Annotated in this window: 11 protein-coding genes; 6 read left to right on the forward strand and 5 right to left on the reverse strand. The window is 64.5% G+C overall.

The features are described from left to right. Genes C9E81_RS15150 through recR form a run of 5 tightly spaced genes read left to right on the forward strand, consistent with a single transcriptional unit; the run spans position 1 to position 4,853 of the window. Positions 1–1,485 (forward strand): inorganic phosphate transporter, encoded by a 1,485-nt coding sequence (locus C9E81_RS15150; protein WP_122113208.1) that lies wholly within the window; start codon positions 1–3, stop codon positions 1,483–1,485. A 38-nt stretch (positions 1,486–1,523) separates the two neighbouring features. After that, complete coding sequence (locus C9E81_RS15155; RefSeq protein ID WP_243698680.1) at positions 1,524–2,099, forward strand: P-loop NTPase family protein; 576 nt, start codon at positions 1,524–1,526, stop codon at positions 2,097–2,099. A gap of 2 nt (positions 2,100–2,101) precedes the next feature. Further along, on the forward strand, positions 2,102–3,901 hold the full coding sequence (locus C9E81_RS15160; protein ID WP_122113209.1) for a DNA polymerase III subunit gamma/tau: 1,800 nt from the start codon (positions 2,102–2,104) through the stop codon (positions 3,899–3,901). Positions 3,902–3,904: 3 nt separating this feature from the next. Beyond that, entirely contained in the window at positions 3,905–4,249 is a 345-nt protein-coding gene (locus C9E81_RS15165; RefSeq protein ID WP_122113210.1) for a YbaB/EbfC family nucleoid-associated protein, read from the forward strand. A gap of 4 nt (positions 4,250–4,253) precedes the next feature. After that, positions 4,254–4,853 (forward strand): recombination mediator RecR, encoded by a 600-nt coding sequence (gene recR, locus C9E81_RS15170; RefSeq protein ID WP_122113211.1) that lies wholly within the window; start codon positions 4,254–4,256, stop codon positions 4,851–4,853. A 210-nt stretch (positions 4,854–5,063) separates the two neighbouring features. Here recR and C9E81_RS15175 read toward each other — a convergent pair whose 3' ends face one another. Genes C9E81_RS15175 through C9E81_RS15195 form a run of 5 tightly spaced genes read right to left on the reverse strand, consistent with a single transcriptional unit; the run spans position 5,064 to position 11,046 of the window. Next, positions 5,064–6,563 (reverse strand): glycosyltransferase family 39 protein, encoded by a 1,500-nt coding sequence (locus tag C9E81_RS15175; protein ID WP_122113212.1) that lies wholly within the window; start codon positions 6,561–6,563, stop codon positions 5,064–5,066. Then, complete coding sequence (locus tag C9E81_RS15180; protein WP_122113213.1) at positions 6,560–7,297, reverse strand: SDR family oxidoreductase; 738 nt, start codon at positions 7,295–7,297, stop codon at positions 6,560–6,562. The genes C9E81_RS15175 and C9E81_RS15180 overlap by 4 nt, the downstream gene beginning before the upstream one ends. Then, positions 7,294–8,607 carry an FAD-binding oxidoreductase gene (locus C9E81_RS15185; protein ID WP_122113214.1) on the reverse strand — a complete coding sequence of 438 codons (1,314 nt, stop codon included), beginning with the start codon at positions 8,605–8,607 and terminating at the stop codon, positions 7,294–7,296. Before C9E81_RS15185 ends, C9E81_RS15180 begins: the two co-directional genes overlap by 4 nt. Next, positions 8,604–10,082 carry a UbiA family prenyltransferase gene (locus C9E81_RS15190; protein WP_122113215.1) on the reverse strand — a complete coding sequence of 493 codons (1,479 nt, stop codon included), beginning with the start codon at positions 10,080–10,082 and terminating at the stop codon, positions 8,604–8,606. The genes C9E81_RS15185 and C9E81_RS15190 overlap by 4 nt, the downstream gene beginning before the upstream one ends. 4 nt (positions 10,083–10,086) lie before the next feature. Then, a complete protein-coding gene (locus C9E81_RS15195) occupies positions 10,087–11,046 on the reverse strand; it encodes a lysylphosphatidylglycerol synthase transmembrane domain-containing protein (RefSeq protein ID WP_166461937.1) in 960 nt (319 codons plus the stop codon). 285 nt (positions 11,047–11,331) lie between these two features. On the opposite strand from C9E81_RS15195, the gene C9E81_RS15200 reads away from it, so the two are divergent. Next, the gene (locus tag C9E81_RS15200; RefSeq protein WP_122113217.1) at positions 11,332–13,206 is read left to right on the forward strand and encodes an AsmA family protein; all 1,875 of its coding nucleotides are present in this window, start codon (positions 11,332–11,334) and stop codon (positions 13,204–13,206) included.

Below are 13,206 nucleotides of genomic sequence, written 5' to 3' on the forward strand. Positions count from 1 at the left end.
ATGTCCGACAAGGATTTCGAAGCGCGCCATCTCGAGACGCTCGACCGCGATCTCGGCAGGTTCTCGAATCTCGAACGGGCTGCGGCCTATACCGGCCGACCGCTGGTCGGTCCCGGTATCGCGCTTGTCTTCATCGTGCTGGCCGGCCTGGCCGCGTCGCTGTTTCTGGGACAGGGCAACAATGCGCTCATCGTCACCATGGCGGCGGGATTCGGCGCCTATATGGCGCTGAATATCGGCGCCAATGACGTCGCCAACAACATGGGCCCGGCGGTGGGTGCCAATGCCCTGACCATGGGTGGCGCCATCGCCATAGCGGCCATCTTCGAAAGCGCCGGGGCACTGATCGCCGGAGGCGACGTCGTCTCGACCATCTCCAAGGGGATCATCGCGCCCGCGAGCATGGCCGACAGCGCTGTGTTCATCTGGGCAATGATGGCGGCGCTGTTATCCTCGGCTCTCTGGGTCAACCTGGCGACCTGGATCGGCGCGCCGGTCTCGACCACCCATTCGGTCGTCGGCGGTGTCATGGGCGCGGGCATCACGGCAGCAGGACTTGGCGCTGTCAGTTGGGGCACGATGGGTGCCATCGCCGCAAGCTGGGTGATCTCGCCCGCGCTTGGCGGTCTCTGCGCCGCAGGGTTCCTGTGGTTCATCAAGGCGCGGATCATCTACCGCGACGACAAGATCGCCGCCGCACGGATCTGGGTGCCGGTGCTGGTGGGGATCATGGCAGGGGCCTTTGCCGCCTATCTCGCGCTCAAGGGGCTCAAGCACGTGATCTCGGTCTCGATGGGGCTGGCATTGCTCATCGGGCTGGTGCTGGGCGTGGCGACATGGCTGACGATGATCCCGGTCATCCGCCATCAGTCACAAGGACTGGAGAACCGCAACAAGTCGCTCAAGGTGCTGTTCGGCATTCCGCTCGTCGTCTCCGCCGCGCTGCTCAGCTTTGCCCATGGCGCGAATGACGTTGCAAACGCGGTCGGCCCGCTGGCCGCAATCGTCGCGGCCTCGCAGACCGGCAGCTTTGCCGAGGCCGTCACCATCCCCTTCTGGGTGATGCTGATCGGCGCCTTCGGGATCTCCTTCGGGCTGTTCCTGTTCGGGCCAAAGCTGATCCGCATGGTCGGCAGCCAGATCACCAAGCTGAACCCGATGCGCGCCTATTGCGTGGCGCTGTCGGCGGCGATCACGGTCATTGTCGCAAGCTGGCTTGGCCTGCCGGTCAGTTCCACCCATATCGCGGTCGGCGCGGTTTTCGGCGTCGGCTTCTTCCGCGAATGGGATTCCGAGCGCCGTTTGCGCCGCGCCCATATGGCCATCCCCGACCGCCCCCGCATCGGCCCCGAGGAGCGCCGCCGCCGCAAGCTGGTGCGCCGTTCGCATGTGCTGACCATCGTGGCCGCATGGATCGTCACCGTTCCCGCCGCCGCGATCCTGTCCGCCGCGATCTTTACCGGTATCCGTATTCTGGCGATGTGACCCCGGTTGCCGCCATCGAAACAAGAGAGCCTCGGCAAATGCAGCGCGTGATGATCCTGGGTCAACCCGGAGCGGGAAAATCGACACTCGCGCTGGCAATGGGTGAAATCACCGGACTTCCGGTTGTTCACATCGACCATATACATTGGGAATCAGGCTGGAAGGAAAGATCGAGATCGGAAAAAACCCGTCTTTGCGCGGAAGTTCATGCCCGGGATCGCTGGATCTTCGAGGGCGGCCATTCCGTGACCTGGCCCGAGCGGCTGGACCGATGCGACAGCCTCATATGGCTGGATATACCGTTCACCCTGAGAATCCGGCGCGTAATGCTCAGGTCGTTTCGATATTGGGGAAGGACGCGCCCGGACTTGCCCACGGGCTGCCCGGAACAGTTTTCATGGGAGTTCTACCGCTGGATCTGGAATACCCGCAAATCCGGCAGGTCCAATATCGAGGCTTTCGTCGATACGGCCCCGGGGACAAAGGCCATTTATATATTGCGGACCCTGGCCGAGACAGATGTGTTCCTGGCAAAGCTGCGGCGCGAACATCCGGCCCCTGCCCGGTTGCCGCCGCCCGACCCCAAGGCTAGAGTGGCAGGACCGCCGAGGTGAGGATGAGCGAAGACAAACCCGCATATCAGGTGCTGGCCCGCAAATACCGGCCCGAGACATTCGCCGATCTTGTCGGGCAGGATGCGATGGTGCGCACGCTGAAGAACGCCTTCGCCGCCGACCGGATCGCGCAGGCCTTCATCATGACCGGCATCCGCGGCACCGGGAAAACCACCACCGCGCGGATCATCTCCAAGGGCATGAACTGCGTCGGTCCCGATGGCCAGGGCGGCCCCACGACCGAGCCCTGCGGACAATGCGAGCATTGCGTGGCGATCAGCGAGGGCCGCCATGTCGATGTGCTGGAAATGGACGCGGCCTCGCGCACCGGTGTCGGCGATATCCGCGAGATCATCGAATCGGTGCATTACCGGGCAGCCTCGGCCCGCTACAAGATCTATATCATCGACGAGGTGCACATGCTCTCGACCAGCGCCTTCAACGCGCTGCTCAAGACGCTGGAGGAACCGCCTCCGCATGTGAAGTTCATCTTCGCCACGACCGAGATCCGCAAGGTCCCCGTCACAGTCCTGTCGCGCTGCCAGCGCTTTGATTTGCGCCGGATCGAGCCCGAGGTGATGATCGCGCTCCTGCGCCGCATCGCCGACGCGGAGGGGGCGCAGATCACCGATGAGGCGCTGGCCCTGATCACCCGCGCCGCCGAGGGCTCGGCCCGCGACGCGACCAGCCTGCTGGATCAGGCGATCAGCCATGGCGCCGGCGAAACCGGAGCCGAGCAGATCCGGGCCATGCTGGGGCTGGCCGATCGGGGCCGGGTGATCGACCTGTTCGAGATGATCCTGCGCGGCGACGCCACCAGCGCCCTGACCGAACTGCAATCGCAATATGCCGATGGCGCCGATCCGATGGCGGTGCTGCGCGACCTGGCCGAGATCACGCATTGGATCTCGGTGGTCAAGATCACGCCCGAGGCGATGGAAGACCCCACCATCTCGCCCGACGAACGCAGGCGCGGGCAGGATCTGGCCGGACGTCTGGCAATGCGGGTGCTGACCCGGATGTGGCAGATGCTGCTCAAGGCGCTGGAAGAGGTCTCGGCCGCGCCCAACGCGATGATGGCGGCGGAAATGGCTGTGATCCGGCTGACCCATGTCGCCGACCTGCCCGACCCCGAGGCGCTGATCCGCAAGGTGCAGCAGGCGCAGGCGGCGGGCGATTTCACGCGCGGACCCGCCGCGCCCGCCGCCCCGAACGGGCAGGCCCCGCGCGCCGCCCGCCCCGCGCCGCCGGTCGCGATGCAATCCGGCACCGTGCAACCCTCGGGCGCGGCCACGGCGCTGGCCGTCTTGCCCGACGCTTTCGCGGCCTATCCCGATTTCGCCTCGGTCATGGAGCTGATCCGGCGCATGGGCGACATGCTTTTGCTGGTGCAGGTCGAGCGCCATGTCGCGCTGGTCCGCTACAGCCCCGGCCGGATCGAGTTCGAACCCCGCGCCAACCCGCCCGCCGACCTGGCGCAGCGGCTGGCCGAACGGCTGCGCGGCTGGTGCGGCGGGCAGCGTTGGGTGGTGACCGTCTCGAATGGCGGCGGCGCCCCCACTATCGCCGAGACCCGCGAGGCCGATATGAAGGCGGCGCGCGAACGGGCCCTGCAACTGCCCATCGTGCAGCAGGTGCTGGCCACCTTCCCGGGGGCGGAGCTGAAAAACGTCTCCCGGATCGCGCCGGAACCGCTACAGACCGACGAGACCGCCGCCGAGGGCGCGGCGAACCCGCATGACATGACACAGGGTCCCGTTGCCGAAGTCGAGGAATGGGATCCGTTCGAGGATGAGGATTAGGGAATGTTCAAGGGATTGGGCGGCATTGGCGACATGTCGAAGATGATGAAGGCCGCCAAGGACATGCAGGACCGCATGCAGCAGATGCAGGCGGATATGGACAAGATCACCGTCACCGGCGAATCCGGCGCCGGGCTGGTCAAGGCCACCGCCACCGCCAAGGGAGAGTTGACGGCGCTGGATATCGACCCGTCGATCTTCCAGCCAAGCGAGAAGGAGGTGGTCGAGGACCTGATCCTCGCCGCCATCAAGGACGCGCAGCGCAAGGCGCAGGACAGGATGCAGTCCGAGATGTCCCGCATCACCCAGGAACTCGGCCTGCCCACTGACATGAAACTGCCGTTCTGACGCGATGGCCGAGGGCAGCGACGACATCCAGGCGCTGATCGCCCTGATGGCCCGGTTGCCCGGCCTCGGCCCCCGCTCGGCCCGGCGTATCGTGCTGCACCTGATCCGCAAGCGCAACGGGCAGATGACCCAGCTTGCCCAGCTTATGGACAATGTCGCCCGGAATTCGCGCGAATGCCTGACCTGCGGCAATATCACCGACCGCGAGCAATGCGCGATCTGCACCGATCCGGCCCGCGCCAATGGCGAGATCTGCGTGGTCGAGGATGTCGCCGATCTCTGGGCGCTTGAACGCGGCCGCGCCTTTCGCGGCCGCTACCATGTGCTTGGCGGCACGCTTTCGGCGCTGGACGAGATCGGCCCCGAGGATCTGGGCATCCCGGCCCTGATCGACCGCATCGGGAAAGAGGGCGTCCGCGAGGTCATTCTCGCCCTCAACGCAACCGTGGAAGGCCAGACCACCGCCCATTACATCGCCGACGCGCTGGCGGATAGCGATGTCTCGATCACCGGCCTCGCGCAGGGCGTGCCCATCGGCGGCGAACTGGACTATCTCGATGACGGCACCATCAGCGCGGCCCTGCGGGCGCGGCGCAGCTTCTAGCGCGGTTTGCGCTTATTCGAATCCACCTCGCCCCCCTTTTTCCTAATGCAAATATCCCCGGGAGCCGCCGGATGATGCGCCACCGGTTCGAGAGACCTACCGGCGACGGGCAGCGCCCCCGGCCATCGCAGGATGCAGGCGCCGCCTAAGGCTTGTATTGGCACGAAATCACAACGCGGATACATTTGCGGCCGAACGGATTCAGAAGGGTCATGAGCCGGAAGCACGCTCCAGATCCCGGTGGTCCAGCAGCAGCATATGGCCCTTGGTTCGCGCCACGACGATCCGGTCCCGCGGGATCCCGAGCGCCTGCGCCACTTCACCGGTCAGCGCATCGCCCCCCACATGCCCTGCCCATATCAGCAACGGGCATGTTCCGATCGAAACCAGCGGCATCCATGCCGTCGCCAGCCCGAAAGCCCCCTGTTCCAGCGTGACGCTGTTCAGATGCGGACGGTCCGCGGGTGGCAGGTAATAGGCATAGAACTCCTCGGGCCAGCGATAGACCGGCAGGATCGCCTGCCCGCAGCCCGGCAATCCGGTGACCTGCGCCGCCGCCTCGCGCCACTGATCCTTGACCTCGGCAGAGAGCCGTTGGGCCGAGGCGCCAAGCCCGATCACCGGCACCGCGATCCCCACCACGACCGCAAGAAAGCGCAGCCCGCCCGGCAATACCATCCGCAGCCGGTCGATCAGCGTCACCGCAAGCAGGAAGAACGGCGGCAGCAGGATCAGGAGATTGCGGTCGGTGATTACCGGTGTATGCAAAGAGATCAGCAGGGCCCCGCCAAGCATCAATGCCAGCGCGACCACCGGCACGAACCCATCCGCCCGGCAGAGCCGCCCGGGCCGGGCAGCAAAGGCCAACATGATCGCAGCCGCCATCACGGCACAAAGAAGCGGCAACCCTACGGCCAGCCTTGCCGCTTGGGAAAGGCTCCGCTCCCAGTTATTGGTGATCCAGAAACTGCCGCTGAGCTGGTCCGTGATATGCGCGGCATGAAAGATCAGCCATGGCAGGAAGAGCAACAGCGCCATCGATCCCGAAACGAGTATCGTCCCAAGCCGCGACCGATCCCTGATCACCGCGAATCCGGTCAGCGCCGCGAAACATCCAAACCCGACCAGGGCGCCGAAATAATGGCTGTATTCCGCCACGAGGATCACGGCGCTCAGCGCGAGGCATGGCCGCAGGATAGGCTGCCCCGCCTCTATCCGGCGGGCGATCGCCACGGAAAGCAGCACCGCAGCCGCGCTCAGCATCAGAAGCAGGGCGTAGACCCGGGCCTCCTGCGCATAGATGACGGCGGCAGGCGTGCAGGCGAACCATCCGGCAAGCAGCCAGCGGCGGAAAGGCGAGGATGTCCAGCCGGGGATCAACGCCGCCGTCCCGATGAACCCGAGGCTAAAAAGCACGCTTGGCAGGCGCAGGCTGATCTCTCCCGCGCCGAAAAACTGCTGCCATTGCCGCATCAGGTATATGTATAGCGGCGGGTGCACATCCCCGAGTATCCATTCCTCCAGCCATTGCCCGAATGCCAAGCCGGGATCGGATTGCGCCGCCGTCCAGAGTTCGTCAAGCCACAGGCTCTGGCCGCCTATATTCCAGAATCGCAAAATGGCGGCCAGAGCGATCAGGCAGCCCAGGACAAGGATCGCGGCCCCCTCGCCCCCAAGCCCGCGCGGGCGTGGGGGAGCAAGCGGAGTCACAACTTGATCGCCTTGAAGATCCGCCGCGGGATCGAGCGGATCACCAGCATGATCAGCCGCCAGAAAGCCGGCACATAGATCACGTCGCCGCCCTTGGTGATGGCGCGATGGATGCGCTGTGCGACCGCGTCGGGCTTGGCCCAGAGCAACCCCTTGTCGAAGGCCGCCGTCATCGGCGTGTCCACGAAGCCGGGCTTGATCGTCACCACCCGCACGCCGGATTTGTGAAGGCGCTGCCGCATCCCTTCCAGGTAACTGTCCACGGCCGCCTTGGCGGCGCCGTAGACGTAATTGCTCTCGCGTCCCCGGTCGCCGGCCACCGAAGTGATGACCGCGATGGTCCCGGTCCGGCGCCGTTCGAAATCATTGGCCAGACGGGTGAGCAGCGCGATCGTGCTGAGCGCGTTGGTGCGGAATTCCTGCAAGGTCAGGTCAACGTCATCCTGGCAGGCCTTTTGATCGGGCAAGGTTCCGTGGGCGATATAGGCGATGTCTATCGGACCGATGGAGTTCTCGGCCGCAGCCAGCATCGCCTCGTGCCCTTCGAAATCATTCATGTCCAGTTCATGGCTGGCGGTTTGCTCGGCCCCGCGGCTCTTGAGATCGTCGCACAGGACGGCCAGCCGCTCCGCCCGCCGGCCCACCAGGAAAAGCCGGCACCCCTCTTCTGCAAACAGCCGGGCCGTGGCCTCGGCAATCGCCGAAGCGGCGCCCACGATCAACACATTCGTCATAGATTTTCCTCCATCACGCGCCGCCAGAATCCCGATGAGAACCCCGGGTCGCGATAGGTTTCGAATTCCTGCCAGCGCGGAAATCCCTGCCGGAAGACTGCCGGATCCATCCGCGCGTCCTTGGCCGGATAGATCGCCCCGCCCGCCTCCATTACCACGCGGTCGAGATCGGCCATCAGTTCAAGGCTGCGCGCCCCGCGATCGGGAATATCGAGGGCAAGCGTCACTCCCGGCCGGGGGAAGGACAGCAGGCCACGCGGCGTGGCGTCTCCAAAGACCTTCAGCACCGACAGGGTCGAGCCACTGTTCGTTCCGGCCACCTTGCCGATAAGCGCTCCGACCGCCTCGCGCGCGACGGCGCGGGGAACCACGCTCTGATGCTGGAAAAAGCCCCGGCGCCCGAACAGCCGGTTCCAGTTCGCCACCCGGTCGAGCGGATAGAAGAACGGCTCGTAATGCGCGATCCCGCGTGGCGCGCGCGGTTTGGCATAGGTGAGAAAATTGAACGGGCGGACCACCAGCGACGGAACCATCGAGAATGGCGGAGTAAAGGGCGGCCCGGGCAGCGGGCGGGGCGCCGCCGGAGCCGGAGTTCCCGCAGGCGCATGGTTGCCGCGAAAGAACAGGCCCCGCATGTCGCCGGGATCGGGCCGGGTGCTGTCGATCCAGGCCGCCGTATACTCGAAATCGTCATGCGCGGCATCGCTGAGTTCCAGGAACCTGTCGAGATCGGTGAACTGCTCCACCTCGGTCTCGATTGCCGGTCCGTGAACGGGCTTCAGCGCGATCTCGGCCCAGGTGATCAACCCGGTCAACCCCAGCCCGCCGATCGTCGCGGCGAACCAGTCGGCATTCTCGTCCGCAGAACATATCCGCCGTGTCCCGTCCGAACGCAAAAGCTCGAAGCGGCGCAGATGGTGGCCGAAGCTGCCGGCAAGGTGATGGTTCTTGCCATGCACGTCATTGGCGATCGCTCCGCCCAGGGTAACGAAACGGGTGCCGGGCGTGACCGGCAGGAACCAGCCGCGCGGCACGATCACCCTCAGGATCTCGTCCAGCAGCACGCCCGCCTCGCAGGCGAGCACGCCCGTCTCGGTATCGAAGGAAATGAACCGGTCCAGCCCCCTCATGTCGATGACGCTGCCGCCGGGATTCAGGCAACTGTCGCCATAGCTCCGGCCATTACCAAAGGGCAAAACCCGTCCCTCATCGCCGGGAAGCTCGAAATCCCGCCATCGCGGACGAAAGGCCCTGGACAACGCCGCATCGGGCCGCCCCCAGGAGCGATACTGCCTTGTTCCTTCGGTCATGCGGCCACCACCATGACGACGCAGGACAGTGCCGCGAGCGCAAGGCTGATCCTGTCGCGGGCGGCAAAAACCACGGGATCGTCATGCATCTCTCCGCGATGCGTCAAAAGCCAGACCCGGGTGATCCAGAACAGCACGATGGGAACCAGCGCCCACAGGATTTGCGGATGATCGTAAACGAGGCCGACATCCCGGCTGTTGATATAAAGGCCAAGAACGAAAGCCGAGATATAGCCCGCACCGGTGCCCATGCTGTCAAGCAATGGCAGGTCGCTGACCAGATAGCCGCGGCCCCGGCTGCTCTCCTTGTTCTGGTTGCGCATTACCGCCAGCTCGGCGCAACGCTTCACGAAGGCGAGGCTGAGAAACAGGAAGAACGCGAATGACAGCAGCCAGAACGACAGGGTGATCCCTGCCGCCGCGCCGCCCGCAACCACCCGCGTGGTGTAAAGCAGTGCCAGCGTCTGCACGTCCAGCCCCGGGATCTGCTTGATCTTGAAGCTGTAGGCGAGCGTCATCGCGTAATAAGCCGCCAGCGTGAGCGCGAATTGCCATGGCAGGAACAGCGTCAACAGGATGCTTCCCGCAAGCAGGATGGGGACCAGCTTCAACCCGGTCTGGATGCTGAGTTCACCCGAGGCGAATGGCCGTTTGCATTTGCGCGGATGCAGGCGGTCATCCGCCACGTCGATGATATCGTTGAGCAGATAGACGCTTGAAGCGCAAAGCCCGAATGCCAGAAAGCCCATCACGATCTGGCCAAAGGCCAGCATGTCGGCGGTCTGGAACGCCGCGATCAGCGGTGCGAACAGCAACAGATTCTTCAGCCACTGGTGAATGCGCATTGCCCGAAGATAGGTTCTCGGTCCGGCCTCGGAGCGCGGAAAGACATGCTCGACCGACGCGTTGTCCTGTGCCCAACGCGTGACGCGTGCAGAGGCATTCACCACGATTGCGTGACGCGCCGCCTGCCAGATCGGATAGTCCACGCTGGCATTGCCGGCATAGTCAAAGCCCTTGGGGCCGAAACGCTCATGCAATACCGACAGTTTTTCCAGACCGGTCCGGTTATGGATGCCGTCGCTGGCGAAAACCTCGTCGAAAAGCCCCGTTTCATCGGCGACTTCCCGCACCCAGGTCTCGTGACTGCCGCTGGCAAGATAAAGCTGCCTGCCCCGGGCCTTCTCGGATTGCAGCCAGGCCATGAAGGGGCGGTTGAATCCCAATGTCGGTATCTCGATCTCGGCATGCTCGGCGACCTTTGCCTTCAGCGCGGCACGCCCGCCAAGCGCCCATACCGGCAAAAGCAGAAGATAGAACAGCGAGCGCTTGAGCAGCGCGATCACCCCCTCGATCAGCAGATCACCCTTGATCAGCGTGCCGTCAAGATCGACGACGAGAGGTGGTGTCCCGTCCAGGGACTGCGTCGAATCCGCATCGCCGGAATTGGGCGATATCGTCTCCAGCTTGGTCATGAATTCATCCTTGCTCGCTTTCGAGATCAGCCACCGGCACGGGCCGGGGCCACGCCGCAAGCCCCAGCCAGGCCGCACCGCCCAATGCGATGGCGAACCAGAGGGTCGCGAGACGTACGAGAATGGTAACCGCCACCGCGGCAGGCATCGGCGCCCCCGCGAATATTAGCAGGGCGGTCATGGTGGCGTCGGCGCTGCCAAGGCCGCCGGGCAGGAATGTCAGCGCACCGGCCAGCATCGCGGTCGCATAGATACCGATCGCGGCGCCCAGACCGATCTGAAGCCCGAGCGCGTCGGTCACCAGGTAAAGCCCTATCCCCTCTGCCAGCCAGGCGATCAGGCCTATCGCCAGTCCTCCGGCCAGCAGTCTTCCGCGGATCAGCGTGGTCAGGTCACGCCGAAAGCCCGGCAAGCGGGCGCCAAGAGAGCGCAGGCGCTCTGACGGCAGGGTTTGCGAGAACCGCTCCAGCCAGGTCAGGGCTACGGGATGCATGGCAGCCAGAAGCAGCAGGGTGATGCCTCCGCCGATCAGGGGCAGCCAGCGTGCCTCGGGCATCGGCGCCAGAAGCAGCAGGATCGCCAGCAGGCTGATCGCCATCAGGTCAAGAAGCCGTTCGGCCATAAGGATCGACAGCGACCGTTCGATTCTTGCGCCGAAAGGCCGCAGCAGGATGGCCCTGACTCCCTCGCCGACCTTGCCGGGGGTCGCGGTCAGCGCGAAACCCGCCACATAGATCGCGAGATGCCGTATCAATGGAACCGAATGCCCGAGATCCCTCAGATAAATGTGCCAGCGCCCGAAACGCAGCACGTAATTGACCAGTGACAGGGCCAGAACCAGTATCCAGGTCGCCATGTCCAACTGCCGCGCCGAGGCCACGACCTCATCGAGATCGACCCAATAGGCCAGCGCCAGATAGACCAGCAGGCCGCCGATTATGAATGACAAAGTGCTAAGACGCACGAATGTTCCTTTCCTGCCTTGTCCGACTCGCCGGACCCGCCGAGCGGTCGCCGCTGCAGTGCGGCATACCGGACGAGATGGCCGGCGGATGGTTGCAGTTGGAAACGGGACAGTCCATTCACAGGTTCCCCAAATCCGGATTCACCCGCAAGATTCCGCCGAACACGGGTATGAGAGCCAATTGCTATGGAACAACTATGCTGCTCATGAGATGAGCTTCTGTACCGCCCGAAAATATCGGTTCATGTTAAATTCACTACGCTCTCTGACGGTTCAGCGAATGCCATGAAACAGAAAACCACCCTTGTTCTCGCCGTCACCGCCGTTGCGGTGACCGGGATCGTTGCGAGTCAGGCGCTTGCCGTCATGTCCGGCAATTTCTCGATGCGCCGGGCCGGAAACGAACTGGTCGAAAGCGTAAGCGAACGGCTTGGCGTCTCGGTCACGTTTCAGGACGACCCCGAGGTGACGAGTTTTCCGATACCCCGGATCATCGCGCGGGATGTCACGGTAACCGAAAACGGCGAACCCGGCTCTGCTTCGTCGGTCACGGTCCCGGAGCTCGAGGTGTCGCTGAAGGTCCTCCCCCTGCTCATCGGGCAGGTGGAAGTGGAGCGGCTGACCATGATCGAACCCGAGATCCGGATCGTCAGCTCGAAACAGGGTGACGGCAAAGCGCCGTCCGGAACCGCCGCGCATGACCTTCTGCAAGTCATGGCGCTGGCAGAGGAACTGAGCGCCGAACTGGGTGCGTTCGAACTTCGTGATGCCAGCCTGAGTTTTGAAAATCCCCGGACAGGGGATGTCGAGAAGGTTCGCAACGCCGATCTGTCGGCCGCCTGGTCAAAGACAGCACAATCCATCAGCCTGGGTGGAACGGCCGAATGGCGTGGCGTGGAGCTTGATCTCAACGCCGCGCTTACCGAACCATCCGCCGCGCTGTCGGACAAGGGCAGCCCGATCAGCCTGTCGCTTTCGACGCAACAGGCCGAGACGTCCGATACCGGTGACGGAACATCCGCCTGGTCGTCCTGCCTGCTTCCCCTTGCATCCCGCCAGCCCATCGGCCCTATCGACATCGAGGGCATGCTGCGGGTAGACGGCAGGCGGGTTTCGCTTTCAGACGCGGATTTCAGCTTTAACGGTGGCGAGGCCGCGGGAGAGATTTCCGTCACGCAGTCGAAAGGCCGATCCCGGATCGAGGGCTCGGTGGCGTTCGAGACGCTGGATCTCGTCACCCTGGGCCGGGCCTATCAATCGGAAGATCACGACCTTGGCGCGATCATGTCGGTCAAGTCGGCCTGCATGGAGGCGGGCGACACCGCCTTGTCGCTTGAAGCCGACGAACTTCGCCTCGGGCAATTCAGCGTGACCGATGCCGCGCTTGACCTCGAAACACGGGAAAACCGCGTGGATTTCGACCTGCGCCGGGCCACGCTGGCCAATGGCTCGATTGCCGGGGAGGGTAATATCGAGGCGGATGACCGCGGGCTGGCCGTGGATCTGGATGCAAGAATCACGGATCTGTCGGTGACCGAACTCGGCCAGGCATTCTGGTCGATCCATCGCAGCCGCCATCCGATCGGGATCGACAGCCCCCCGCGCGGAACCGCATCGGCCGAGTTCCGGGTTTCGGCTCGCGGGGAAACCCCCGCCGCGCTCTGGCAAGGACTCGAAGGCCATGGGCGGATACAGGTGCGGGACGGCAGCATCGATGGTGCGAATATCGTCGCGACCCTCGACCGCCTCAGGGATGGCAACGAGATCATCGCCAAGGGCGAGGCCCCCTTCGTTCCGGTGCCCGGCCGCACGCATTTCACCGAACTGAACGCGGCCCTTGTCGCCGAGGGCGGCACGGCGCGGACCGAACAGGTGCATATGGCGGGCGAGAATTTCGAGATCGAGCTTGCAGGCAAGCTGGGGCTCGATGGCGGCCTGATGGTGGCCGTGGGAACCGCCTCGCTGTTTTCCGGGGATGACGAAAAGGAATCCCGCCGGGACGACCCGATCGTGGAACTTCCCTTTGGCGTGGGCGGTTCGGTCAAGCATCCGGGCATAGCCCCGGGCATCCCCCGGATCGGACCGCGCGCCGAAGCGGCACCCGCCTCGGAAAACTGCACCTTCCTGGAGCGGCCCGACCGCTGCTCGCGGCGTCTCTAG

Origin of the sequence: Paracoccus alkanivorans (assembly GCF_003697785.1) — a bacterium.
GTDB classification, from domain to species: Bacteria; Pseudomonadota; Alphaproteobacteria; order Rhodobacterales; family Rhodobacteraceae; genus Paracoccus; species Paracoccus alkanivorans.